Annotated in this window: 21 protein-coding genes and 3 pseudogenes; 14 read left to right on the forward strand and 10 right to left on the reverse strand. The window is 66.2% G+C overall.

The features are described 5' to 3' along the window. The first annotated feature begins 17 nt into the window (after positions 1-17). The 3 genes from OG223_RS53310 to OG223_RS53320 are packed head-to-tail and all read left to right on the forward strand — an operon-like array spanning position 18 to position 3,219. Complete coding sequence (locus OG223_RS53310) at positions 18-1,154, forward strand: alpha/beta fold hydrolase (protein ID WP_329240721.1); 1,137 nt, start codon at positions 18-20, stop codon at positions 1,152-1,154. Then, positions 1,151-2,233, forward strand: coding sequence for a mandelate racemase/muconate lactonizing enzyme family protein (locus OG223_RS53315; protein ID WP_329240718.1), 1,083 nt, complete (start codon positions 1,151-1,153; stop codon positions 2,231-2,233). Before OG223_RS53310 ends, OG223_RS53315 begins: the two co-directional genes overlap by 4 nt. 29 nt (positions 2,234-2,262) lie before the next feature. After that, positions 2,263-3,219: an MBL fold metallo-hydrolase gene (locus tag OG223_RS53320; RefSeq protein ID WP_329240716.1), complete on the forward strand. Its 957-nt coding sequence runs from the start codon at positions 2,263-2,265 to the stop codon at positions 3,217-3,219. A 58-nt stretch (positions 3,220-3,277) separates the two neighbouring features. On the opposite strand, the pseudogene OG223_RS53325 reads toward OG223_RS53320, so the two are convergent. Beyond that, positions 3,278-3,755 (reverse strand): annotated as a pseudogene (locus OG223_RS53325) (helix-turn-helix domain-containing protein); the annotation flags it as partial. A gap of 332 nt (positions 3,756-4,087) precedes the next feature. Here OG223_RS53325 and OG223_RS53330 point away from each other — a divergent pair. Continuing rightward, a complete protein-coding gene (locus OG223_RS53330) occupies positions 4,088-4,753 on the forward strand; it encodes a peroxiredoxin-like family protein (RefSeq protein ID WP_329240714.1) in 666 nt (221 codons plus the stop codon). A 105-nt stretch (positions 4,754-4,858) separates the two neighbouring features. Here the strand turns inward: OG223_RS53330 and OG223_RS53335 are convergent, their stop codons facing one another. Further along, positions 4,859-5,734: an ankyrin repeat domain-containing protein gene (locus OG223_RS53335; protein ID WP_329240711.1), complete on the reverse strand. Its 876-nt coding sequence runs from the start codon at positions 5,732-5,734 to the stop codon at positions 4,859-4,861. 338 nt (positions 5,735-6,072) lie between these two features. On the opposite strand from OG223_RS53335, the gene OG223_RS53340 reads away from it, so the two are divergent. Beyond that, positions 6,073-6,366 (forward strand): hypothetical protein, encoded by a 294-nt coding sequence (locus tag OG223_RS53340; protein ID WP_329240708.1) that lies wholly within the window; start codon positions 6,073-6,075, stop codon positions 6,364-6,366. Positions 6,367-6,508: 142 nt separating this feature from the next. On the opposite strand, the gene OG223_RS53345 is transcribed toward OG223_RS53340, so the two are convergent. The 6 genes from OG223_RS53345 to OG223_RS53370 all read right to left on the reverse strand — a co-directional run bounded on the left by OG223_RS53345 (position 6,509) and on the right by OG223_RS53370 (position 13,314). Then, positions 6,509-7,669: a glycoside hydrolase family 88 protein gene (locus tag OG223_RS53345; protein WP_329240705.1), complete on the reverse strand. Its 1,161-nt coding sequence runs from the start codon at positions 7,667-7,669 to the stop codon at positions 6,509-6,511. A 143-nt stretch (positions 7,670-7,812) separates the two neighbouring features. Beyond that, the gene (locus OG223_RS53350) at positions 7,813-9,072 is read right to left on the reverse strand and encodes an alginate lyase family protein (RefSeq protein WP_329240702.1); all 1,260 of its coding nucleotides are present in this window, start codon (positions 9,070-9,072) and stop codon (positions 7,813-7,815) included. A gap of 484 nt (positions 9,073-9,556) precedes the next feature. Continuing rightward, positions 9,557-10,198, reverse strand: coding sequence for a TetR/AcrR family transcriptional regulator (locus OG223_RS53355; RefSeq protein WP_329240699.1), 642 nt, complete (start codon positions 10,196-10,198; stop codon positions 9,557-9,559). A 231-nt stretch (positions 10,199-10,429) separates the two neighbouring features. Next, positions 10,430-11,185, reverse strand: coding sequence for an SDR family NAD(P)-dependent oxidoreductase (locus tag OG223_RS53360; protein ID WP_329240697.1), 756 nt, complete (start codon positions 11,183-11,185; stop codon positions 10,430-10,432). A gap of 21 nt (positions 11,186-11,206) precedes the next feature. Then, the gene (locus OG223_RS53365) at positions 11,207-11,686 is read right to left on the reverse strand and encodes an OsmC family protein (RefSeq protein WP_329240694.1); all 480 of its coding nucleotides are present in this window, start codon (positions 11,684-11,686) and stop codon (positions 11,207-11,209) included. Beyond that, positions 11,686-13,314 (reverse strand): FAD-dependent monooxygenase, encoded by a 1,629-nt coding sequence (locus OG223_RS53370; RefSeq protein ID WP_329240691.1) that lies wholly within the window; start codon positions 13,312-13,314, stop codon positions 11,686-11,688. Before OG223_RS53370 ends, OG223_RS53365 begins: the two co-directional genes overlap by 1 nt. 181 nt (positions 13,315-13,495) lie before the next feature. Between OG223_RS53370 and OG223_RS53375 the strand changes: the two genes are divergently transcribed. The 6 genes and pseudogenes from OG223_RS53375 to OG223_RS53400 all read left to right on the forward strand — a co-directional run bounded on the left by OG223_RS53375 (position 13,496) and on the right by OG223_RS53400 (position 20,490). Next, on the forward strand, positions 13,496-14,188 hold the full coding sequence (locus OG223_RS53375) for an IclR family transcriptional regulator (RefSeq protein ID WP_329240689.1): 693 nt from the start codon (positions 13,496-13,498) through the stop codon (positions 14,186-14,188). 334 nt (positions 14,189-14,522) lie between these two features. Further along, a pseudogene (locus OG223_RS53380) lies at positions 14,523-14,967 on the forward strand (IS481 family transposase); the annotation flags it as partial. A gap of 274 nt (positions 14,968-15,241) precedes the next feature. Next, complete coding sequence (locus tag OG223_RS53385) at positions 15,242-15,925, forward strand: peroxiredoxin-like family protein (RefSeq protein WP_329240686.1); 684 nt, start codon at positions 15,242-15,244, stop codon at positions 15,923-15,925. 829 nt (positions 15,926-16,754) lie between these two features. Then, positions 16,755-18,143: an amidase family protein gene (locus OG223_RS53390; protein ID WP_329240682.1), complete on the forward strand. Its 1,389-nt coding sequence runs from the start codon at positions 16,755-16,757 to the stop codon at positions 18,141-18,143. Between the two features lie 3 nt (positions 18,144-18,146). Next, on the forward strand, positions 18,147-19,160 hold the full coding sequence (locus OG223_RS53395; RefSeq protein ID WP_329240678.1) for an alpha/beta fold hydrolase: 1,014 nt from the start codon (positions 18,147-18,149) through the stop codon (positions 19,158-19,160). Between the two features lie 358 nt (positions 19,161-19,518). Next, positions 19,519-20,490: a helix-turn-helix domain-containing protein gene (locus OG223_RS53400; RefSeq protein WP_329240675.1), complete on the forward strand. Its 972-nt coding sequence runs from the start codon at positions 19,519-19,521 to the stop codon at positions 20,488-20,490. A gap of 17 nt (positions 20,491-20,507) precedes the next feature. On the opposite strand, the gene OG223_RS53405 is transcribed toward OG223_RS53400, so the two are convergent. Next, positions 20,508-21,314 (reverse strand): IS5 family transposase, encoded by an 807-nt coding sequence (locus OG223_RS53405; protein ID WP_329240672.1) that lies wholly within the window; start codon positions 21,312-21,314, stop codon positions 20,508-20,510. A 191-nt stretch (positions 21,315-21,505) separates the two neighbouring features. Between OG223_RS53405 and OG223_RS53410 the strand changes: the two genes are divergently transcribed. From OG223_RS53410 to OG223_RS54120, 3 genes and pseudogenes are all read left to right on the forward strand, one after another. Further along, on the forward strand, positions 21,506-22,540 hold the full coding sequence (locus OG223_RS53410) for a carbon-nitrogen hydrolase family protein (protein WP_329240670.1): 1,035 nt from the start codon (positions 21,506-21,508) through the stop codon (positions 22,538-22,540). A gap of 273 nt (positions 22,541-22,813) precedes the next feature. Then, entirely contained in the window at positions 22,814-23,257 is a 444-nt protein-coding gene (locus tag OG223_RS53415; protein WP_329240667.1) for an ATP-binding protein, read from the forward strand. 523 nt (positions 23,258-23,780) lie between these two features. Then, positions 23,781-23,873: pseudogene (locus tag OG223_RS54120) on the forward strand (integrase); the annotation flags it as partial. 17 nt (positions 23,874-23,890) lie between these two features. Here OG223_RS54120 and OG223_RS53420 read toward each other — a convergent pair. Next, positions 23,891-24,526, reverse strand: a complete 636-nt coding sequence (locus OG223_RS53420; RefSeq protein WP_443073671.1) for a 3-oxoacid CoA-transferase subunit B — start codon at positions 24,524-24,526, stop codon at positions 23,891-23,893. Positions 24,527-24,542 lie beyond the last annotated feature (16 nt).

Below are 24,542 nucleotides of genomic sequence, written 5' to 3' on the forward strand. Positions count from 1 at the left end.
ATCGACTGGGGACGCAAGTGCGCGAGTTGATGACCGTTCCCATGGGAACGGAAACCAAGGCCACCGAGATCTACTCAGGTGTGGCACGGATGGCGGGTGTGCTGTGGTGTACCCGGGCGCGCGCCACACCGGGCAAGACTGCTTCGACTGCCGTCCTGGTCGTTCACCCGTCATCCAACTTCTTGGGGCACTACGCCTTGGACGCCTGGGCGCGGCGTGGTGTCGATGCGATCGCGATGACTACCCGGTACATCGGGAACGACAGCTCCCTCCTGCTGGAGAACTGCCTGCTCGACGTCGCCGCAGTGGTTGCTCAGCTGCGGAGAGAGGGTTACGAGCGGGTTGTACTCGTGGGCAACTCCGGAGGCGGCGGACTCGTCGCCCTGTACCAAGAACAGGCTGCGCGCGCCACCATCACCGCGTCCCCCGGCGGCAGCGGACCGGATCTGACCCAAGCCACGCTTCCCCCTGTCGATGCGCTGGTCACCTTGATGGCACATCCCGGCCGGGCGAATCTGCTGGTCGAGATGCTGGACCCGTCGATAGTGGATGAGAGCTCGCCGTTCGAGCGTGACGCGGATCTCGACATGTTCGACAAGCGCAATGAGCCTCCGTACGACCGTGAGTGGCTGGCGCGATACCGCGAAGCACAACGGGCCCGCAACGAACGGCTCACCGACTATGCGCTGGATCAGATCGCACGCGTCCGCGAGCTGAGCGACGGCCGTGTCAACGACGTTCCGATGGTGGTGCACGCCACGTGTGCCGACCCGCGAAACGTCGACCTCACCATCGATCCCTCGGACCGCGAGGCCGGCACGCTCTGGGGCGACGCGGCTGTTGCCAACCTGATCCCCACCACTCTCGGCCACTTCACCTCCGCACAGTCGTGGCTGTCCCAGTGGTCGCTTCGAACGAGCAACGGCAACGGTCCGCAACGACTCGCGCGAACCGACGTGCCGGTACACGTCATCTACGGAACCGCCGATCAAGCCTGCTTCCCTGAACACGCACGACAGCTCTTTGACGCTGTGCCGCACGGTCGCAAGAAGATCAGCGCCATCGCCGGAGGCAAGCACTACCTCAACGGGCAGGCCGAACTCACGGAAACCATGGCTGACGTCCTGGTCGGCTGGATCGAGGACACCCTGTGAGTCTGATCGGCACCATCGAGACCTCCTGGCACAAGATCCCCCTTGGCGGCGGCCGGGGAGGTTCGGGAGCGACCGAGGTCGATCTCATCCTGGTCACCGTCACCGACGACGACGGTGCCACAGGACTTGGCTTCACCTTCGGGCTGACCGGAGGCGCCGGCGCTGTCAGGCATTTGATCGACAACGACCTGACCGCACTCGTATTGGGCACACCGCTCGATCACTGGCCAGCCACCTGGGAAGCTGTCTGGTCGCGGACACACCGGCTGGGCAGGGGGCATGCTCTTCCGGCGCTGTCAGCTCTGGACCTGGCCATCCATGATCTTGAGGCGAAGCGGCGTGGTCTGCCCCTTTACCGGCATCTTGGCGTACACGCCGACACCGTCGAGATCTACGGCAGCGGACGCGCCACCCACCAGATGGACGTGGCTCAGCTCATCGAGGGCACGCAGCGCTATGTAGAGGAAGGACTGCGTGCCGTAAAGCTTCGGGCCGGAGCGCTCGGAGTCGAGGAGGACGTCGCCAGGATTGCCGCCGTGCGAGCGGCAGTGGGCGACGGTGTCCGGCTCATGGTCGACTGCAATGAGAGGCTCGACCTCCCCACTGCGCTCTGGTTCTCCCGGCGCCTCGCCGAACTCGATGTCTACTGGCTCGAAGAACCACTGCGCTCGGATGACATAGACGGCCACCGCCGGCTCGCTGAGCAGACCGGTCTGCCGATAGCAGTCGGTGAGCACCTTCTTGGCCGCTTCGAGTTCGCCCAGTACCTCCAGCAGGGTGCCGCGACAATCCTCCAACCCGACCCACCGCTGTGCGGTGGCGTGACGGAATGGCGCCGGATCTCGGCGATCGCCGAGGCGGGATCGGCCTTCTTGTCGCCGCACTTCCTGCCCGAACTCAACATCCACCTCGCGGCATCGGTGCCCAACTGCCCATACGTAGAGCACTTCCCGCTCATCGACGACGTTCTCCTCGAAACGATCGAGATCCGGAACGGGCGAGCCGTTCCACCTGAACGTCCGGGACATGGGCTCCTGTTCGACCCGGACGCCCTCCACCGGTACGCCCACCTCAAGTGACACATAGGAAACCAGCGAAGGAGTCGCACATGTCGCAAGCATTTGCTTCCTCGGGCGACACTGCCCCCAAGGTCGAGACGTTGGAGACCGTTGGCGACGGCATCTGGGCCCTCACCGCAGAAGGCGACCCGAACGTCGGCGCCATCGAGGGCGAGGACTTCCTCGTCGCGTTCGAGGCGCGTGCCACCCCGCTCATGGCACGGCGGTGGCTCGAGAAGCTGCGTGAGCACACGGACAAGCCGGTCAAGTACCTGGTGCTGTCCCATTATCACGCCGTGCGCGTGCTCGGGGCAGCGGCGTTCGACGCCGAGGAGATCGTGGCGTCCGCAGAGACCAAGCGGCTCATCGGCGAACGCGGGAAGGAGGACTGGGACGTCGAGTTCGGCCGTATGCCGCGGCTGTTCGACGGATATGAGGAGATCCCTGGGCTGACCTGGCCGACCAAGACGTTCGACCAGCACCTCAGCATCGATCTCGGCGGCACCCGGGGCACCGTGGAGCTGTCCTGGTTCGGCAACGGCCACACCTCCGGCGACATTGCCGCCTACGTCCCGTCGCAGAAAGTCCTGTTTGCGGGCGACCTCGTAGAGAACGGATCCGCCGTCTACACCGGCGACGCCTACCACCAGGACTGGATGACCGGAACCCTGGACAAGGTCGCGGAACTCGATGTCGAGGTGCTGGTCGGGGGCCGAGGGCACATCGCCCACACCAAGGACGAATCGCAGCGCGCGATCGAGCTCACCAGGGACTTCATCCGCCGAATGTTCACGGCCGTGGAGAAGGTGAAGAACGCCGGCAGCGACATCAAGGACGCTTACCTGGCGGCCCGTGCCGAACTGCTGCCGGACTACGGTGGAATGCCTGTGTTCGAACACGCGATGGTCTTCGATGTCCAGCGTGTCTGGGACGAACTCGATGGCAAGCGCCCCGCCATTTGGACCGTCGAGCGGGATCACGAAGTCTGGGACCGCCTCACCAAGTGATCACCGAGCTTCCTCAGCGTTGCCCCTCCACGGTGAGAACGGCTTTGGCGATCGGCGCTCGGCCGGGCAGGGCGGGTGAGAGCCGCAGCAGCCGGCCGCCCGGATCGGTGACCATCTGCACGTTCACCCGTGTCGACGGTGCTTGACGCCCCTCTGTTCCTCAAGCTGTGATCATCAGGAGCGCTGAAGTGTCAGGCTGCTGGTGGCGCGGGGGAGTAGTCGGCCCCTCCGTCGCTGACCCGGTGGCACTGGGCGAGCATGCCGCTCAGCAGGACGAAGTCCGCGTCGGCCTCGCACAGGACCTTCAGCAGACCCGGCGCACGTTCGGCGAGCAGGTGATGACCGCGCTGGTGTAGGCGTGGGCGGTGGACTCGCTGATCCCGAACCCGGCAGCGATCTTCGTTAGGATGGCGTGTTCGCACAGGTACATCAGCGTCACCACCGCGCGCTGAGACGGACGGACGGGTGACGACGAGCATGGCGACCCACTCCATGAGCGCATGGGGCAGGTCGAGTACGGCAGGACGGATGACCAACGAGGCCCCCGAACAGCATGGTTGAGACGTCAGACATCTCGACCAACAGCCCGGGGGCCTCGCTCGTTGCGCTTCGTGGACCGTCACCTGACCGGTGGCCAGCTCGAAGAAGCTCAGTCACGGAGCAGTGCTCCCGGCCGACGGCGGCTGCATCGCCTCCTGAGCTGCGCCAGCTCAGCCGCCAGGGCGGGCAGGTCCTCACAAATTGGAGTTGACGCTCCATAAATGCCGTGACAGGATCCCAGAATGGAGTGAATACTTCATTATCGGGTTCCTTTGCTTCGCGCCGGGCCCGCACACCCCCTCACTCCGCTGATACGAAAGGTCCCCTTGTGAACAGCACCCAGACGATCGCCGAGCAGGTCGTGACGTTCAAGGAGCACCTGGCCTCCCAGGCGCCCGCCGTGGTTCTGGGTCGTTTTGACGAGGAGCAGGCCGGTCTCGACCGGGCCGGCATCCCCTCCGGAGTAGCCCAGCCCGGGGCGGTCATGCCCGACGGCGATCTGCTCGACGCGCACGGTGCTCCGACCAGCCTGGCCAAGGCCCGTGATGGCAAGCCGGCCGTCGTCGTCTTCTACCGCGGCGCATGGTGCCCCTACTGCAACATCGCCCTGCGCGCTTACCAGGAGCAGGTGGTCCCGGCCCTGAACACGCGCGGCGTTGTACTCATCGCGGTCAGCCCTCAGAAGCCGGACGGCTCACTGTCCGTCAGGGAGACGAATGAACTGACCTTCCCGGTGCTGTCCGACCCGGGCAACCAGCTCGCCACCCCGCTCGGCATCCTCACCCACCCCACCGACGGCGCCCGTGAGTCCCAGGCCGCACTCGGCCTCGATGTGGCCGACGGCAACGGCGACGGCACTCCCAACCTTCCGATGCCCACGACCGTCCTGGTCGACGCCGCCGGCACGATCCGCTGGATCGACGTCCACCCCAACTACACCTCCCGCACCGAGCCGCAGTCGATCCTCGACGCCGTCGCGTCGCTGCTCGCCTGACACCCGTACACGCGGGGACCGGGCATCCCTCCTTCTTCTCAGGAGCGGACGCAGCCATCCGTCTACTTTGCCTCGCCAATGCAGGCCCGGCAGTCTCACCAAGAGTCAGGAATGCCCAGGCCAAAGCTCCAGGGCGGGCAGACGCAGCACCACATCGGGCGGGCCGGTGAAAGCGCGCGGATCATCCGGCGCCAAGCCGGCCACGTCGCAGCAGTACGCGATCGCGTTGTGCAGGTAAAGGCAGGATCGCAGGATCTCATCGCTTGGATCATCGGATGCGGCCTGACCGCCTCCCGGGCGGAGGTCCCAGTCCAACTCGACGCCGTCGCGGAATCTGCTGCCTTGATTACCGCTCTTCGGGTTGGCGTACATACCGTATCCCGCGGTGCCGGCGGTGAGCAGCGCCATCACACCCGGGGCGGAGGCGGTGTATCCGGCCCATTGCGTGACCACACAGCCGCCCGGAACGTCGGTGACGCCCACGGTGTCCGTGACTTCGTCCTCGGTCATGCCCGCCTCCCACGGGTCCATCAGCCATTCGTCGAAGTTGTCGATCCTCACGGGTTGGCCTTGGAGTCGGTGGGCCGCCTCGGCGCAGCTGATGCCGGCGACACAAGCGATGCTCATCCCGTCGAGGGCCACATCGGCCAGGACGTCGATGAGGCGACCGGCGCGCAATACGGTTGCCTGTTCCTGCTCACTGAGGCCCACCGTCGACGGGGCTGGCCCGAACAGGTCGGGTTCCGGACCCGCCAGATTGAGTCGGCCGGGCGACCAGCCGTTCATCTGCGGCCGCCACGGGTCCGCGCCGGCAGAGACCAACCTCAGGGCCATCTCGCGCTCGCGGTACATCACCGCCTCGAACAACGGCGTACGCCCGTACCACAATGCGTCGATGTCGACCGCAGCTCGGATCAGTTCTTCGAACACGTTCATCGGCATCCCGAAACTGGCCGCCTCATGCAGTTCGCCCTCGTTCACATGCCGAGTATGGCCGGTATAGCCTTCCGGCGACCTCACCTGTTTGCGTGGTGTAGCCGTCGGCGGTGACGTGGTGTGATCTCGAAGATGGCGCCCGGGCAGGGGCGACTCCAACGGCGCTTCAACCGTTGCGTTTGAGTCTTGAGTCACAGGTCAAGCGCTGGTGCGTGACGCAATGGGACGTCCTGATAGATCAGCTTGCGTCGAGGAAGAAGATCATCGGGAGTCCCGTTGCAGGAGAAGTCCGTCATCACGCGCACGGTCGAGGCGGCCGGGGGTGTGCACGCCCCCGGCCACTTGGGCGAGTTGACCCAGATCGTTGACTCCGGGTCGACCCGATGGCCAACATGCTGCCCTTCCGCAACCCGCGGCCGCACCTGCGTCGGCATCGCGCGCGGCTTCCAGAAGCGTTGGCTGAGATCATGGGCCAGGCGTACGGAGTTGGTGGAACCGTCTCCGACGCAAGCGACAATGACCTGCGCAACCGCCTGATCTTCGAAGAGCACTGGCAGACCCTCAAGAAGGCGCAGACGACCGAGGCCTTCTCGCACTCCGGTACCCAACGGACGATTCCGGTGAAGGACCTGGAGTTCGCCTACCCCGAACTGGCTCTGACAGGCGCGAGTTACTGACCTTGGCGTTGGAGTGGGTACCCAGGGTCAAGGGCCGGCCTGAGAGATCCCCGGCAACGCCCCGGTGCGGTCCTCGACCTGCTCAACGTGGAGGGGGCTGCAGCCGGTCTGCGGCGAGTGCGCGTGCCCTGCGTCCGCGTGTTCAGGAGGCGAGGGTCGCCAGCTCCACTCCCGCGTGGAGGAAAGCACCGACGGCGAAGTCCGCGGTGGTGTCGTAGGTGACGGGTTGGCTGGAGTCGGGGCGGTCGCCGACGCCTTGGACGTAGCCGAGGACGCCGTCTGGGTGGACGGCGGTGGTGACCAGGCCGTTCCAGGCACGGGCGGCGGCTGGCAGGTAGGTGGCCCGGTCGACGAGGGCGGTGGCGACGGCGTAGGCGACGGCATAGGCGAAGAAGGACGTGCCGCTGCTCTCGGGGCCGGGGAAGTGGGTGGGGTCGGCAAGGTTGACGTTCCAGAAACCGTCGGGACGCTGGACCGGGGGGAGGGCGGTCACCAGGCGTGTGAGGGTGTCGCGGTATTCGGCGGTGTTGGACTGGGCGGGCGGCAGGGCCTTGAGGGTCTTGACGTGGGCGGCGGCCACCCAGCCGTTGCCCCGCGACCAGACGACGGGCTTGCCCGAGGGCGAGACGATGTGGCCGGGCAGGAAATTCTTGTCGCGGTACCACAGGCCGGTCGCCGGGTTCAGCAGGCCGGGGCCTCCCTCGGCGTGCTTGGTGTGCTGGTACAAGCTGTACAGCTTCTGGTGGTAGCGGGCGTCACCGCGCAGGGTGCCGAGGCGCGCGAAGGGCGGCATCGCCATGTGGAGGGCGTCGGCCCACCACCAGTCGTCGTTCTTGTCGACTTGGTCGGTGTAGGTCATGCGGTGCAGCGAGGTCTCGATCGCGCTGATCTTGTGCGGGTCGGGTTCCAGCGCGTAGAGGTCGAGATACGCCTGTCCGGCGTTTTGGTTGTCGGCGATCCGGGTGCTGGAGCCCCCGTTGAGGGCGTAGTTGTTCTGCTCGGCCCAGGACCGGGCGTAGGCAAGGTAGCGGGCGTCTTTGGTCAGGGAGTACAGGGACAGCAGGCCGGAGAAGAAAGTCGCGTTGGCCCACTGGTTGTTGCCCGGGTTGGCGTGGGCGGCGATCCAGTGGTCGGCGACTCGGCGCAGCACGGTGATGATCGCGGCGCGCGAGGGCAGAGTGGACGAGGGCACGGTGGCGGGGGTGGCCATTGCGCGCGGCCCTGCGATGCCGGTCAGGGCGGACAGCCCCACCGCGGCGAGCGCGCTGCCGCCCGTGGTGGTCAGGAAGCGTCGTCGGTCCATGTCCTTGTCCATGGAGGCCAGGGCCTTTCATGTTTGAGGAGGGGCGGATTTCCCGGAGTTGGGGGGAGGGTTGGCTGCTGCTGTGCAGGAGCCCCCTTACGGGAATCGGCGCGGCGGATCGCCATCGGCCGTGCAGGGCGAACTCAGTTGGGGTTGCGGACATTGGTGAGGGTTTCCCAGGCCACGAAGAGGTTGTTCGTGCCGGCCGGGCGGTTTCGCTCGGTGAGAGTCTGGGTGTTGGCCATCGCGACGCCGTGGAGGGTGTTCAGTGTGTTGAAGCCGACCTCGGTGATGGGGCCGAGTCCGAGTTTGAGAGTGCCGCCGCACACGGTGGACGGGATGGCCGCGCCGAGTTCGTACTTCGACTGGAAGCCCAGTGCCTGCCGTAGCCGTTCACCGACCTGCGGATAGAGGTCCTGCCCCTGGATGCGGGCGGTCTCCAGGACGTGGGAGATCGAGGAGATGCCGTAGCCGGTGTGGGTGAGGTCGCGGCAGGTTTCCTGGGTGATGCCGGTGGTGAAGGTGCTTGCGCCGAACCAGAAGCTGACGATCTGGTCGCGAGTGGTGAGGTGCTGGCTGGGCACGGTCTTGGGCAGCGCGCCGTCCGAGGAGAGGTACACGAAGGCGGGGACGCGCTGCAGGTAGTGGCCGATCGCGGTGTCGTAACTGGTGTGGTCGTCGAGGAAGACAGAAATGCTGACGGCCGCCTCCAGCATCGTCAGGTCCCAGTTGCCGGTGCGGTTGGAGCCGTTGACGACCAGCGGGAGGTAGACGGTGCGCAGCATCGTCGCGAAGCGGCCGGCGTTGGGCCAGTTACCGCGCACGGTCTTGATGATTTCGGCTGCCTTGGGCCAGGAGGAGCCCGTCCAGCCGGTCTGCAGTGGGGCGTTGTCGTTGGTGTGGTTATGGATGGTCGCGGACCAGGCGTCCATGAGCTGGATCGCCTTCTGTGCGTAGCGGTCGTCGCGGTTGATGTACCAGGCCAGCGCGTCGGTGTACGCGGCTATCGCGTCCTCGCGTTCGTCGGTACAGCCGTTGTTGGGATTCGAGGAGGGGCCGCACTCCACGGTCGCCCGGGGTTTGGGGCTGCGTGACAGCGAGGCGTAGGAGCTGGCCATCATGCTGTCGTACGCGGTCTTCCACGGCTGGGCCCCCGCCTGGACCTTGGCCCGTACGAAGTCGAGCTGGGCGGAGTCAAGGTTCACGCCCGGGTGCACGAACGCCGCGGGCGATGCGGCAACGGCTGCGGCTTTAACGGTGCCGGGCTGAACGGTTGTGGCCCGCGTGGCGGCTTCCGGCGTGGGTGCCGGGGAAGCCGAGGCGGGAGCTATGACGGCTGCGGCCGCCACAGCGCCGAGCACGGCGGACAGGCAGGCGAACCGGGAGAGGGCTGTTAGGCGCATGGGGGGATGGCCTTCCATGAGGCGACTGCCGCTACGGAATTCCTATACGTGAACACTGAATGCGATGGTGAACCGTCGATGCCGGAAGGTAGTCGCGCGGGGACGAGGGCGTCAAGGTCTAGACCAACATTGCGGGGAGCCCGCGGCTGCACCATCACGCGTCCCGCGTAGTCCAGGACGCCAGGGCACTACGCGCACCACGTAGTCCGGGACGCCAGGGCACTACGTGCGCCGCGGGCGTTATCGAGGGCCATGCCGACAACGCCGACCGCCCCCAGAACTCGACCTGCGTCAACGCCGGCAACACCATCGGTGACAACCTGATCTTCAACATCATGCAGGCGCTCGTCGACGGCGGGGCGATCAGCATGGAAGGGCCACCAGGCGCAGTACGTACACCAGGCCGACGGCACGATCGACGCTGCGGCTGCGCTCGCCAACGGCCCTGGTACTGGCACCGCGCGGGCGGGCGGCCTGAGCGTGATCAGGCAGGCACGAGGAAGGACTCGACGTGGTCCAGCATCGTGTCCAGCCCCGCCTCAAGCGCCGCGGTGTCGCGACGGATTTGGGTGAGCAGCAGGCCGCCCTGAAGCGTGGTCAGCAGCGCCAGCCCCAGTCGCTCCGGGTCGGCGTCGGCACGCAGTTCACCACGATCCTGCATGGCCCGCAGGCCATCCACGACGGACTTTTCCCACAGCGCGAACCCGGCCGCGACCTCCTTGCGGGCATCAGGGTCCGTTTCAGCCAGCTGACTGCCGAGAGTCCCGATGGGACAGCCTCCGACGTAGTCCAGCGAGCGCTCCAGGTCGACAGCGAAATCCCGCCAGGCCCGCAGCGCCTCCATGCTGTCGAGGCGGCTGTACCGAGGCCGGGCGGCCCCGAATCTGCCGAGCACCTGCGCTGTATGGACGGCGATGACTGCCTTTACCAGGGACTTCTTGTCCTTGAAGTAGTGGTAGATCTGCGAAGGGTTCACCTCCGCGGCTTCCTGTACGTCCTCGATGCTGGTGCCGGCTACGCCGCGCTCGAACATCAGGACCGCCGCAGCAGCCGCGATCCGGTCGCGCGTTGCCTGACCCTTGCGCGTTAGGCGCGGGACAGCGGTACCGACCTCATCAGTGTGCACGTCACGAGGGTAAGCATTTTGGAGCAAGCATTACAAACTCCTGACGAGACGCCCGATCGTCCGCGGTGTCTCGATTTCCGGCGGTCGGGCAGTTCATCTGGCGCGAAGGGGTCACCCCTCACGACGACGCTTCCGTGGCGAGTGTCCGCAGTCGGCATGACCGGTACGTCCGGTGCCTCATGCCGTGCCCCAGTCTGCCGGTCTCACGAGCGTGGCACCTCAATTGCGTTGTCACCGCAGTTCGAGTCCGCCGTCGATGGTGATCACCTGGCCGGTGACCCAACTCGAACCTGGTGATGTCAACTGCACGATCCAGCCGGCGATTTCTTGGGCCTCTCCCCGGCGTCCCAACGGAATGTTTGTCCGTTGCTGAGCTTTGACAGTTTCCGCCTCGTCGTGTGACAGACCTGAGGCTGTCAAGACTTCGCTCTCCGTGGGGCCGGGGGCTACGGCGTTCACTCGGATTCCGTGTGGCGCCAGCTCCAGCGCCCACGTCCTCGTCAGGTGCTCAAGTGCACTCTTCGCGGCGCCGTAATGTGCCGAGCCTGGGCTGGGGCGGTGACCGAACGTGCTGGAGACATTGACGACGCAGCCGCGTGTCTCGCGCAGCCACGGCAATGCCGCCTGGGTAAGGAGTGTCGGAGCGACGACATGAATCGCAAAGAGTTCGTCTACCTGTTCGGCGAGTACGGTGTCGAGGCCGGCGCGGATCGTACCGCCCGCGTTGTTGACCACAATGTCCACGCGCCCCCATAGGTCCACAGCCTTCCGCACAACCGCACCCGGAGCCTCGCGGTCTCGCAGATCCGCGGCGAACGGTTCGACGCCGCGGGCCAGTTCCGTGGTCCGTTGCAGCGCTTCGGCTCGACGCCCGACGCCAAGGATCCGCACGCCCTGATCAGCGAGGGCGATGGCTGTGGCACGTCCGATGCCGGAGCCCGCTCCGGTCACGATGGCCACAGGATGTTCCGTAGCAATCGAGTTCATGCGTGCTCCCCGTGTGGTGCCTTAGGTGAAGACGAGTTCACTGGTGATTTCGATCGCCGAGCCGATGCTCGACGCGACAGGACAGTGCCGGTGGTGGCGCTCATGGGCGCGTTCGACTTTCTCGACCTCGATATTGCTGTCGCGCCGGAGTCGGTACGTCACGTGAATGCTGCGGATGCGGAGCACCCCGCGTTCCTTGACGATGACTCCCTCGGCTCGTGCCTCCAGCCTGCCGTTGTGAGTGTCCTGGCCCAACGCGAGCAGCATCCCTGAGAAGGTCCCGGTCAGGCAGCCGGCGGCCGCCCCGATCAGATAGTCGAGCGTCGTCGCATGCGGAGTCAGCTCGCTGTCGGGAATCTTGTAGTGCTCGGCGATCTCGTCACGCATGCCCATGGGGACTTCGCCGTCGACCGGCATCGTCACCAGCTTCGTTCGCCCGGGACTGGGCCGAACGGTGAATGTGGGACGTTGAACGATTTGCTCTTCCGCCGTCTGTGTCATCAGGTCCTCGCTTCCATCTCGGGCTCGCGCGCCAGGGCCTGCTGCCAGGCGGCACGGATGCGGTCCATCCAGGATTCGTCGGACGACCCGGCCTCGATTTCCCGCACAGCGGCCAGGTAGCAATCGGGGCGGACCAGATAGGCGGCGTCGCTCGGGTGGTGCAACGGATGCGGTGTGCTGCTTCCCTCGACCTGGAGCGTGAACAGCTGGACCACCCCTGACTCGTCAACCGAGTAACACCTCAGCGTGCCGGGGGAGGCGGCCTCTGTCCGGATCACGGTGAAGCGGCCGGCGGCGATCTTGCGGACCGTCGTGGGGACACCGTCATGGATCAGCCGGAAGTCCGGGATCATGGAACCCGGGCGTGGCAGCCGAGCCGTGGGGAGACACTCGGACGGAGTCGTCAGCGGCGACTGCGTGTAGGCATGCGGTTCGTAGAGCTTGCCGGAGTCGACCAGGTGCGCTTTCGCCGGATCATTGGCCGCCTGAGCGAGGGTTTTGTTTCGTTCGGCCAGCTCTTCCGGAGTCGAGGGCGTCATGAAGTTCATGGACTGGCCCGTGACGAGCACATGGTGAGCGGCGGCGGACTCGCGTTCCGTGGCATACGTGTCGAGGAGCCTGTCCGGCGCAGTGCCGGCCAGTACCCCGGCCAGCTTCCAGGCGAGGTTCTCGGCGTCCTCCATGCCGGAGTTCATCCCTCGGGCGCCGAACGGCGACACGACATGTGCGGCGTCACCGACGAGGAAGACCCTGCCCTGTCGAAACCTGGAGGCCTGCCGCTGCTGGAAGGTCCAGCCGTTGCAACGAAGGATCTCGATCTCGACCTCGTCGACCTGCGCGTGATCAAGGACAGCTCGAATACGCCTGGTCACGCCGCCAGAGGTGAGTTCTTTCTCGACGTCGAGCTCTGGCGGAATCTGCCAGTCCAGCCGCCAGACGTCCTCGCCGAGGCTGTGCATCAGCACGATGCCCTCTGGATAGAACGGTGGGGAGAACCACAGCCGCCGTTCCGTGGGGAAAGGAAGCTGTGCTCGAAAGTCCGCGACGAGGAAACGGCCGTTCGTCCGCCAGCCGTGGAAGTCGATCCCGAGCGTCTTGCGCGTCGGGCTGCCCACGCCGTCCGCCGCAACGACGTACGACGCGTTGAGCACGCGTGTGTGTCCCGAGCCGTCGACAACGCGGACCACGGCGTGATCGGCGCCCGCTCCGTCGTGGACGACTTCGGCGGACGCCCCGTGGAGGATGCGAACGCCCTCCTGCCGCGCGACGGCATCGTGCAGCAGTTCCTCGACCCGGTACTGGGCGAAGTTGATGAAGGGCGGATAGACGCTGGAGGCGTCCCTGTCGAAAGTGAGCCGGAGGATCTCCTCGTCGCCGTAGTAGGTCCGGCCGAGGGACCAGCTGCTTCCGCGTTCGAGGATCTCCTCGGCGATCCCCATCCGGTCGTAGAGAGCGATGATGTCGCGCTGGATAGTGACAGCACGTGACTGTCCGCAGCTCGGCGTTTCCCTCCGCTCCACGACGACGCAGCGCACGCCCGCGCGTGACAGTAGGAGTGAAGTCGCAATCCCGATGGGGCCCCCGCCGATGATGATGACCGGAAGCGCGACAGCCTTGTCGAGAGCCATTATGATCTCCGATAATCGGTTGCCTCGATCGTATATTGAGCATTAGCGCTCGCTGGTGGCTGGTTGTCAACCCGTCGGACGTGGCACCCCACATACCGGGCTGGAAGGAAGCTGCTGGTAAAACAGGACTGTCGTCCGCTCACGCGGCGGCGTCGAATAGGGGAAACCAGAGGAGGCGACCGTGGCTCAGGACGCAAAGGTGCCGACCGAGATCGCACAGACTCTCGACCGCGGCCTGCAGGTCCTCGAGTTCTTGGGCTCGTCGGTGAATGGGTTCACGGCCACCGAAGTGGCGCAGCAAATCGGTGTGCATCGCTCGATCGCCGCGCGACTGCTGGCCACATTGGCCAACCGCAAGTTCGCCACCCGGCTCGCGGATGGGCGCTACGTCATCGGGACAGGGCTGTTCAGCCTGGCCCGGATGGTCGCGCGCGATCTGGTTTCGGTTGCGACGCCCATGCTCCGCGATGCAACGGAGCGAGTCGTCGCCACCTCGGTACTCCACGTCGCGGACGGCGATGAGGTGGTGACCGTGCTCTCCATCGAACCGCCCTCGGCGAACTTCCGCGTCGGGATGCGCGTAGGCGCCCGAGGCCCACTCGACCTGGCGGCCCACGGGATCGCGATCCTTGCCGGCCGCCCATCGATGCTCGGCGAGCGACCAGAGGTCGCCCAGGCCCGGGAACGCGGCTACGCCGCCACCACGGGAGAAGTCGTACCCGGCTACACCGGGTTGTCTGCGCCTGTCTACGTCGGTGGCGAAGCAACGGCCAGTGTCGGCCTGGTGATTCCCGCATCCAGAGGCGTCGAGGTGCCAGAACTCGCGGTCGAGGTAGTCAAACTGGCCCAGGCGCTCTCGGTGGCCAACGGATAGTGACGCCCCGGGGTGCAGGCAGCCGGCCAGGTGCGTCTTGAGAAGTGGTGTTCGGACTCTTACCCGATGCGGGCCTTTGCCCTGGTGTCAGGACGAGCGGCCGGATGCGAGAGCGGCATCCGGTTGATCTCTGAGATGTCGAAGGCGCCGAGGAGACCAGCACGACGACCGGGCCAGACGGCTTCCCCTGCACGCCCTAGCCGTGGGAAACCTTGCCGCGGCGGGCCCCGATCTGTTGCGCGCGATGGTCAAAACAATCACCGACGCGCTCATGCCTACCGAGGCCAGCGCCGCTGCAAAGCGGATACGACCGGGCTGGCGTCTGCCTAACTAGCTGCACCTGGCCCGATGTGTCGTCGACGACGGCTGACGTCTGCGGCGAGCTGCGGAACGCTTCCAGGTCAGCCACGCCACCGCCTTACGCTGGCCGGACGCTTCCGACGCTACGGTCCAGCGGGGATACGCGACCGCGTCAGCCGCCTGAGATGCCAGCCCCGCCGCACCCCGGCCGCTGTCGAGAAACAGGTTGTACGCCTGCGGCTCGCCCACCACATTCTGCGCCGCCACGGCCTGCCTGCCCTGGCCACGCTGAACAGGGCCGCCGGCGAACCTGCACGCCGCTGCGAACGCTCCCGGCCCGGTGAACTGGTCCGCATAGACGTCAAGAAGCTGGGCCGCATCCCCGACGGCCGCGGCCACAAAACTCTCGGCCGCGCAGCCGGCCGAGCCCACCAGGACCGCTGCATCGGCAGCGGATGCGCTACCTGCACACCGCCATGACACCAGGACCTCGATCGTCCCTTTCGCGTACCGCCGCGCCGTCGCCTCGGGCGCTTGGAGCCTGGCTGAACGTCTCGGCCGGCGCGTGTGCGCAAGAGCCAGGAGAGCCCACTCGGATGCGGCACCAACCTCGCCCCTCAGGGTGCCGGTGTGCCAGGCACGCGGTGGCTGTTCGAGGGCGTGGGCGGGTGCCTCATCAGGCTTGACATGACCGACACGCCGTGGCATCTTCGGTTATCGGTTATGGTCATCGTTTATCGGTGAGGAGAAGTAATGAGCGACCCGCGCGACGACGAGTTGGCATCACTCACGAAGGAGCTGGACGACTTCGCGGCGGCGGTCAACCGACCGGAAAGCGCCAAGTCCGCCATCAACGATGCGTTCGACGAGATCGACAAGCGGGGGCTCGTTCCTGGTCTCAAGATCGGCGAGACCGCGCCGGATTTCACCCTTTCTGACGCCAAAGGCGACCAGGTGCGCCTGGCGGACCGGCTGTCGCAAGGGCCAGTGGTGCTTGTCTTCTACCGGGGTTCTTGGTGCCCGTACTGCAATCTCGAACTTCGCGCCTACCAACAGGCCCTCCCGCAGTTCCAGAAGGCCGGCGCATCCTTGATCGCGATTAGTCCACAGCAGCCCGACGACGCAATGAGCATGACTGAGAAACATGACTTGGAGTACGACGTGCTCAGTGATGTGGAACAGGGTGTCCTTGCTGCCTACAAGATCCGCTTTGACTTGCCACCGCATGTGACCGAGCACATGCTCGACGGCACTCTGGCCGCTCTTGCCAAGCAGCAGCCCGAGGGCCATTACAGCCTGCCTGTGCCCGCCACGTTCGTGCTCGATCAGCAGGGAGTCATCCGGGCGCGGCATGTTTCCATGGCCTACCGCACACGGATGGAACCGTCAGAGGCGCTTGAGGCTGTTCGAAAGATTCAGTCAGCCAAAGCTCGCTAGATCCCTTCGGTACAGGGCCGACAACTAGGCTGTCCTCCATTCGCCGACCTGATCGGTCTGTTTCGAACGGTCGTGTTGGATGGGGCGAGTTGGCTGGTGCGAAGGCATGCAGAAGGGGTCTCTGGGCGGCATGCGGGTTCTGCTGGGTGTTCGCAGTGAATGAAGCAGTCACGTCAGGCCAGGACAAGGCCATTGCGCTTCTATGGGTGAACGGCCTGTTCGCCAGAGAGACTTGCACGATGGTCTGACCCTGTTCACGGGGGCAGTCACCGGCAGCGGATGCGCGTCCCGGACAGATACCCAGGTTGTCGCGCCTCTTGGCCCAGGCATGAGCTACACGTGCAGGATCCGGGGACCAGTTCCGTTGGCCATGCCCGGAGGGGGCGAAATCCTCGACGAGTACGCCGAGGGGTTGGTCGTCGCTGGCATCGACTTGTCTCTGGTCGACCTGGCCAAGAACGCCGCAGACCCCACCGGCCACTACGCCGGGTCGGACGCCACGCGACTGCTGCACGACGACCGGCCCAGGCCGGCCGTGGTCCGGCCCGGCGAGGCTGGTGGCGGACCCTGCTTCGTCGACTTGGACGAGTCAGCAGACGGCGCCGCCGCTGAGGTTCCACTTTCACGGCCTTGGCATAGGGGCCGCGCTCGCCCATCTCGCCGCTCGGAGGCTCACGTGCCGGAGCATCTAGACCACCTCCAATGGCGGTGGCCGCAGCCGACTGCAATGCCGCCCAGCCGAGGCCAGACGGTCCGGCCTGCCGTTACCCAACATGCTGAGCCCGACGAGGCGTTCAGCGCCTGACCGTCGACACATCCGGAGGGCATCGTGGATCGTCGAGTGCTGGGGCTTGAGGGCTGGCGCGAGCTGATCGCCGCTGACCCGCATACCGCTCGGGAGCGCGCCAGGGACACGGCGCTGGAGAGTGCCGCGGACCTCGGAGCGTTCCTGAGCGTGGCGGAGCCCGGTTCCCCGCCGCCTCCGCGGCGGGCCCGGGGAATGAAGGGCATGCCCTTCGCAGTGAAGGACAACATCAACACTTCTTCGCTGGCGACAACGGGTGGGTCGGCTGTACTGGATGGATCGCTGCCCCGCGCGGACGCCGGGGTCGTTCAGAGCCTGCTTGACGAGGGTGCCTGGGTGGTCGGCAAGACCAATCTGCACGAGCTCGCCCTGGGAGTCACGTCGGAGAACGGGGCGTTCGCCGACGTACGGAACCCGTATGACGCCGGGAGATCGGCCGGCGGGTCGAGCGGAGGGAGCGCGGTCGCTGTCGCAGTCGGTGCTGCGGCGTTCTCCCTCGGCACCGACACAGGCGGGTCGATGACGATCCCCGCTGCGTGCTGCAGCGTTGTCGGGTACCGGCCGACCCGTGGCCGGTACCCCGTCGATGGGCTCCTGTCGATTTCCTGGACACGGGACAGCATCGGCGTGATGGCCACATCGGTTGCCGATGTGATCGCAGTTGACGCAGCGGTGACCGGTCGGCGTCCGAGCCAGACCCGCCGACACCGCCGCCCCCTGCGGCTGGGCGTTCCACATAACCGTCTGAGCGATCTTGACGACGACGTGGCCGTCGTCGTCGACGACGCCTTCAGCCGCCTGGAGGGGAGCGGGCTCGTCGAGCTGCACGAAGTGTCGACGGCCTCCCTTGACGCGCGCGCGTTCGAGCACGGCTTCGCGGTGGTCGCCTTCGAGGCCCCCCGAACTGTCGAGGCGTATCTGAGCGAACTGCGACCGCCCTACAACGGCCTGGACCTGGCGACGCTCGCATCCGGCGCACGGTCGGGCGACGTAAAGGCACTACTCGCACATATGCTGGCCGACCCCATCGGGCGGGACCGCTACCGCCGGGCCCGGGACGCGCGCGACGCCGTGCAGGCCGACTACGGGAGAGTGGCCTCCTCGACGCAACTGGACGCTCTGCTCTATCCGACCATCCCCTCCCGCCCTCCACTACTGGGGGGAGGCGCCGTCATGACGCACCGTAACCGGACTGTGGAGACCTTCCCCACGCTGACCCGGCACACCGAAGCCGGGGCGTTCGCCGGGAACCCGTCGATCAGCCTGCCCGCTGGCTGCGACCGCGGGGGACTACCAGTCGGACTCACGCTTGAAGGGCTGCGAGGCGCTGACGATCGGCTACTCGAAATCGCGGCCGTGACCGAATCGGCCCTGGCCGGTGCCGAAATGCCCGTCCTGACCGGGGAGAGATGACCCATGGCAGAGATCATCATGACTCACCGCATCGACGAGCTCCCGCTTGAGAGCGGCGAAACCCTGCGCGACGTCGAGATCCGCTACCGGACCTACGGAAGGCTGAACGCCGAACGCAGCAACGCCGTGCTGTATCCGACCTGGTTCCTCGGCCGGGACTCGGACAACACCTGGGCGATCGGGCCCGGGAAAGCGCTGGACCCTAACCGCTACTTCGTGGTCGTCCCGAACCTCATCGGCAACGGCATATCGACCTCACCGTCGCGCGCGGCCACCGAGCACAGCGGTGCAAACTTCCCTGTGGTGACCTACCGAGACCAGGTACAGGCTCAGTACGACCTCGTCCGGACCCTGGGGATCGAGCGTCTTCACGCCGCGGTCGGCTGGTCGATGGGCGCCGCCCAGGCACTGCATTGGGGCGTGGAGTATCCGGAATCGGTCGGCCGCGTCATGGCCTCCTGCGGAACTGCACGTACCACCGAACACAACCGTGTCTTCCTCGACGGCGTCGCCGCCGCGATCACCGCTGACTCCGACTTCGCCGACGGCCACTACCGGGAGCAACCGGTACGCGGCCTGCGCGCCGCCGGGCGCGTCTACGCTGGCTGGGCCTTCAGCCAGGCCTTCTACCGGGAGCAGGCGTATCACACACTCGGATTCAGATCCTGTGAGGAGTTCGTCGTCGGCTTCTGGGAGGAGATATTTGTACGGGACAGAGACGCCAACGACGTGCTGTCGATGATCGAGACCTGGAAGCGGGGCGATGTCGCGTCCGGCCCGCGCTTCGACGGCGACCTCGCAGCCGCACTGGGCACCATCACCGCGCCCACCCTGATCTTGGCAGCCGAACGAGACCTGTACTTCTGCGCCGAGGACCTCGAGTACGAAGCCTCGTGCATCCCCGGTGCACGCTTCGAAGTGCTGCCCGGTGTATGGGGGCACGCGGCCGGGGCAGGGGTGAACCCGGTCGACAGCGCAGTCGTCGACCGGCTGACCCGCGAGCTGCTGGAACAATGACCGAGATCTCTGCCCCGCTGCACGGCAGTGTCCGAAACCAGATCGCCCGAGGGACAGGGCGGATCGAGACGGTGGATGCCGATCCGGCCGGGTGGGAGAGCGTGATCGGCGAGACGCTCGTCGATCTGGAGTCCCTGAAGCCGGCCGCACGGCAGTTCCTCTGCACGTTGACGACTCGTGGCGCAGGTGGACATCTCGCTGTCCGACACCCGCAGCCAGCACACTCCCACTGCCGTGGTTGCTGCATGTATCCTGGGAGCCACCGTCTGTGAGGCATTAATCGGCTGGCAGTAGTCGAGAGTCTTTCCAGCCAACGGATTGCTTTACGCACGAAACTCCCACGGCGCACACTGGCTCCATGGGAATTCTCGTTGCCCGCGGCATGGACGAGTGGGCCCAGGTGATTTCGGAGAGCTTCGTTCCGCTGTCGCTGGGCACCATGGCGGGCGCCTTCAAGGGTTCGGTGCACTCCAACGCGCTGGGGCCCGCCGTGACGCTCTCCGCGGTCAAGGTGCAGGGCTACTCCGTCGCCACCCGGACCTCCAGGCTGGTGCGCACCCAGCCGCGAGACGACTTTCTGTTCTCCCTTCATCTCGACGGTGAAGGCGCCCTGGTGCAGGACGACCATGAGGCGGTGCTGGCGCGCGGGGGCGGGGTGCTGTACGACTCCGCGCGGCCCTACCAGCTGCTTTTCCCAACCAGCCATCGTCAGCTGGTGCTGCAAATTCCCCGGCAGCATTTGTGTGACCGGGTAGGCCGCGTAGCGGAGGTGTGCGGGCGGGCGCTGCCCCCCGGCGGCCCTGGCGTCCGGGCCCTGGCTGCCTATGTGCGCGAACTCGCCGAGACCTGCGAGAACCTCGCCAGTACTCCTCGGGCTGAGCTGGGGGTCACGACCGTCGACCTTCTGGCCATCGTCCTGCGTGCGGCTGTCGGCGATGACGCCGGCCCGCGCGGATTCCCAGGGCGGGCCGCCTTGTTGGCATCGATGCAGACGTATGTACGCGATCACCTGTCCGACCCTCGTCTGACACTGACGGAGCTGGCCCGGTTCCATGGTGTGTCCGTGCGCTACACCAACGAGTTGTTCGCCGCTGAGGGTTCCTCTCCGGCCGCGTTCATCCGCGCAGAGCGACTGCGTGCCGCGCACCGCCTGCTGGCCGACCCCCGGTACTCCGCGCTTACGGTCTCCACCGTCGCGACCCGCTGCGGCTTCGGCGATCGCACCACGTTCACTCGCGCCTTCGTACGGGCGTATGGCCTGCCGCCAATCGCCTTTCGTGCGGCGCACGGCTACGAGCCTGAGCAGCGCGGTCCAGCCCGTCGCCGGTGACCGCAACTGAGCCTCTTTCATCCTGAATAGTCGCAGGTCATGAGTGTGTGGATGGCTTGGACGGTGCGGCTGATGCGGCGGGTGGAGGAGCGTGCTCTGCGCATGATGTGCCAGGACTTGAGTAGGGCGAAGGCGCGTTCGCCGGGGGCTCGGAGCCGGGCGTGGTCGCGGTTGAACTGCTGGTAGTGCTCGGGCTGTTCGTTGTGGTGGTAGTAGGGGGTGCGGAAGGTGGCGCCGGCGCCCTGGTAGGCGCGGTCCGCCAGCACGAGGATCTGCCGGGTCAGGCAGGCCTGGACGATGCCGTGGGCGCGGGCCGAGGTCAGGTCATGTGTGCGGCCGGGTGTCGCGCGGGAGAACCACAGCGGTGTGCCGTCAGGGCGGGCGATGACCTGCACGTTCATGCCGTGCTTCTTGTGTTTCTGCGAGTAGTACGGCTGATCGGCGCGGACGCGGTCGGTGGGGATCAGCGTGCCGTCAACGATGACGTGGTCGCCCTCACCGAGGCCGGTGAGGGCTTCATGGAGGCCTGGGGCCCAGGAAGCCAGCACCTCCAGGGCCTCGTCCACGTAGCGCCAGGCGGTGGCCTGCGATATGGCGAACCCGGCGCCGAGCTGGGCGAACGTCTCGTTTTTGCGCAGGTGGACCAGTGTGAGCAGTGCCTGGTCGAAGCAGCGGAGCTTCCGCCAGCGGGTGTTACGTGCGCGGCGGTGCTCGTACAGCAGCCAGGCGACGTGCTCAACGAGCTCATGCGGGACGTCGAGGGTGGCAGGATACGGAACCAACAGGGCCCCTTCGGTCGCCGGTGTGCTGAGTGGAATCACCACGCCAACGACGAGGGGCCCTGCCTCGTCACCACAGCCACTGACCAGCCCATTTCACCCGCCAGCACAGGATGAAAGAGGCTCACTGACCGCCGAAAACGCCGCAAACTCGCGCGCACAACGCCGCATCGACTGGTTCGCGCACGCCTACGGTTTTGGCCACCTCAATAACACCCACTCGCCCGGAGGCCGCCATGTCGTCCGTTTACCGTGTCGCAGCCGTGCAGGCCGAGCCCGTATGGCTCGACGCCGGCGCCACAGTTGAGAAGACCATCGGACTCATCGAGGATGCAGCGGCGCAGGACGTGGCTCTCCTCGCCTTTCCCGAGGCATGGATCCCGGGCTACCCACTGTTCCTGTGGCTGGGCGCGGTGGCTGGGCAGGTGCCGTACGTCGCCCAGTACCACGCAAACTCCCTCACCCTGGACAGCCGTCACCTCACAGCGATCCGTGAGGCGGCCCGCCGCACAGGTGTGACCGTCGCTCTCGGCTACAGCGAGAAGGACCACGGCAGCCTCTACATAGCGCAGACCATCATCGGCCCCGACGGCGGTGTCCCGCTGCACCGCCGCAAGCTCAAGCCCACCCATGTCGAACGCAGCCTCTTCGGTGAAAGCGACGGCAGCCACCTCAAGGTCATCGACACCCCGCTCGGTCGGCTCGGCGCGTTGAACTGCTGGGAACACCTCCAGCCGCTGAACAGGTACGCCATGTACGCCCAGCACGAGCAGGTCCACATCGCAGCCTGGCCCGCCTTCGGCCTGTACAAGGGCATCGCCTATGCCTTCAGCGCCGAGGCCAACCTCGCCGCAACGCAGAGCTACGCCCTGGAAGGCGGATGCTTCGTCATCGCCCCGAGCCAGATAATCGGCGAACGGGCCATCGAGACGTTCGCGACCAACGACGAACAGCGTGCTCTGCTCACCACTGGCGCCGGCAACTCCCGCATCTACGGCCCCGACGGATCGCCTCTGGGCCAAAACCTCGACGAGTACACCGAGGGGTTGGTCGTTGCCGACATCGACTTGTCTGTGATCGACCTGGCCAAGAACGCCGCAGACCCCACCGGCCACTACGCCAGGTCGGACGCCACGCGACTGCTGCACGACAATCGGCCCAGGCCGGCCGTGGTCCGGCCCGGCGAGGCTGGCGGCGGACCGTACTTCGTCGACCTGGACGAGTCGGCAGACGGCACCGCCGCTGAGGTTCAGCTTTCAAGCCTGGCCTGATCTCGTGTGGTGAGCGCGGCTTTCACGGCCTTGGCATGGGGGGTCGCGCTCGCCCATCTCGCCGCTCGGAGGCTCATCCGCTTCCGGGAGGCAGGGAACCTAACACCAGATGACGACTGCCGGGAAAAGAAAGTCAGTTTGGATCATTGTCCGTCGTATGGATATGCCGGAGGGCCGCGCTTTGGACATCGCTTTGACCATGCCATTCCATACTGCCGCCGCTACCAAAACAAGTGTTCCTCACATCCCTCGCACCCCCCGAGGGGGATCGTCATGTACCTCGCCGAAGCGCCTGTCGCATCACCCAGACCCACCCCCACCGAAGTCGCATACGCCAGCCCGGGCCAGCAGGCGCTGCTTGCCCTGCCCGCCACTGCGGCCTGCGTACCCGTAGCCCGTCGCTGGGCCGCCGTGCTGCTCAACTACTGGGGAGTGCTTCCGGATGACGAAGATTCCGCCCTCCTGATCATCGGCGAACTCGCCGCCAATGCCGCCCTTCACGGGCGCGCTGACATGACGCTGCTGCTCTGCCTCGACGGCCGGACGCTGCGCATCACGGTTGCCGACTCCGGGGCGCCAGCGTCCCGCGTACGCGACGGCATCGATGCCGATGACTACGGCCGAGGCTGCGAGCTTGTTCGCCTGCTTTCTGAGTGCATGGCCGTGCAACGGACAGCCCAGGGCTGGATAGTCCAGGCCGTAGTGCACTGCTGGTGACCAGTGCTCAGGAACACGCCTACGCAGGCAGTGGATGGTAGCCATGGCGCACGTGGGGTGCTGATGCGATCACGTGAGCAGGAGGGTTGAAGGGCGGCACGCCTCTCAGGTGTGGATTTCCGTTCCGGGAAAGGCCACGCCGGTGATAAGACTGACCAAGACGCCTCGGTTCGCTATTGAACGTCAGAATTAATAAACCCGGCTATATTGTCTGCAAGTTTAACGCGTTTGTTCGTCTCATATAGAATGGGCGGCCCGCTGGTGCTTTGAGCGAGCGATTGTCCAGGGTCAGGTGTGAGTGCTTTGCTGGGCAGGGTTGGCGGCAGATGGTGCGGATGCCAGCCCAGCGCCTCAGGGGCTCGTGGCGGATCGAGCAACTCGACGGATGCGCCGCAGGAACAGGCCGTGTAGCCGTGTCCGTGTCACCGGTCTTGGTTAGCGTTCCGTCGGACCTCGATGACCGGTAGAGACTTGCGTGGGGTGGCACCGGTTGGGACGTTCGCGAGACGTCGTCCGGTAGTTCGACGTACTTGCCCCACAACGCCGAGAGCGCGCCCGTATCCGCAGCGAAAAGGGCATCCGCCGGGGCGGACACCCCTTCGCCCCGGCTGCGTGACCGAACCCGGTCGAACCCTATGCGGTCGGAGCACCAGCAACCTGGGACAGCTGCAGCGGGGCAGCAGTCTTCGCCCGTACCTCCTCCTCGGTGACGCCCGGAGCGAGATCTACTAGTCGCAGGCCGTCCGGATTCACATCGATGGTGGCGAGATCTGTGATGATGCGGCTGACCACACCGGTGCCGGTCAGCGGCAGGGTGCACTCTTGGACGATCTTCGGGCTTCCGTCCTTGGCGACGTGGTCCGTGAGCACGACAATCCGGCGGGCGCCGACCACGAGGTCCATGGCCCCGCCCATGCCTTTGACGAGGGCACCCGGGATTGTCCAGTTCGCCAGATCGCCCTTTGCGCTGACCTGCAGGGCCCCCAGGACGGCGATGTCGATGTGGCCGCCGCGGATCATGCCGAAGGACGTCGCGGAGTCGAAATAGCTGGCACCGAGGTTGACGGTGACGGTCTGCTTGCCCGCGTTGATCACGTCAGCGTCCTCCTCGCCTTCCCAGGGGAACGGGCCGAGGCCGAGGATGCCGTTCTCGCTCTGCAAGGTCACTTGGATGCCGTCGGGAATGTGGTTGGCCACGAGAGTCGGAATGCCGATCCCCAGGTTGACGTAGTCTCCGTCGTTAAGTTCGGCAGCTGCGATCGCCGCCATGTCGTCACGTGTCCGG

This window comes from Streptomyces sp. NBC_01478 (genome assembly GCF_036227225.1).
GTDB lineage: Bacteria > Actinomycetota > Actinomycetes > Streptomycetales > Streptomycetaceae > Streptomyces.

Bases quoted from the DNA above. Each gene is read 5' to 3' on its own strand.
- OG223_RS53320 (WP_329240716.1), top strand. From the start codon at position 2,263: ATGTCGCAAGCATTTGCTTCCTCGGGCGACACTGCCCCCAAGGTCGAG.
- OG223_RS53340 (WP_329240708.1), top strand. From the start codon at position 6,073: ATGGCCAACATGCTGCCCTTCCGCAACCCGCGGCCGCACCTGCGTCGG.
- OG223_RS53345 (WP_329240705.1), bottom strand. From the start codon at position 7,669: ATGGACCGACGACGCTTCCTGACCACCACGGGCGGCAGCGCGCTCGCC.
- OG223_RS53350 (WP_329240702.1), bottom strand. From the start codon at position 9,072: ATGCGCCTAACAGCCCTCTCCCGGTTCGCCTGCCTGTCCGCCGTGCTC.
- OG223_RS53360 (WP_329240697.1), bottom strand. From the start codon at position 11,185: ATGAACTCGATTGCTACGGAACATCCTGTGGCCATCGTGACCGGAGCG.
- OG223_RS53365 (WP_329240694.1), bottom strand. From the start codon at position 11,686: ATGACACAGACGGCGGAAGAGCAAATCGTTCAACGTCCCACATTCACC.
- OG223_RS53370 (WP_329240691.1), bottom strand. From the start codon at position 13,314: ATGGCTCTCGACAAGGCTGTCGCGCTTCCGGTCATCATCATCGGCGGG.
- OG223_RS53385 (WP_329240686.1), top strand. From the start codon at position 15,242: ATGAGCGACCCGCGCGACGACGAGTTGGCATCACTCACGAAGGAGCTG.
- OG223_RS53395 (WP_329240678.1), top strand. From the start codon at position 18,147: ATGGCAGAGATCATCATGACTCACCGCATCGACGAGCTCCCGCTTGAG.
- OG223_RS53400 (WP_329240675.1), top strand. From the start codon at position 19,519: ATGGGAATTCTCGTTGCCCGCGGCATGGACGAGTGGGCCCAGGTGATT.
- OG223_RS53410 (WP_329240670.1), top strand. From the start codon at position 21,506: ATGTCGTCCGTTTACCGTGTCGCAGCCGTGCAGGCCGAGCCCGTATGG.
- OG223_RS53415 (WP_329240667.1), top strand. From the start codon at position 22,814: ATGTACCTCGCCGAAGCGCCTGTCGCATCACCCAGACCCACCCCCACC.
- OG223_RS53420 (WP_443073671.1), bottom strand. From the start codon at position 24,526: ATGGCGGCGATCGCAGCTGCCGAACTTAACGACGGAGACTACGTCAAC.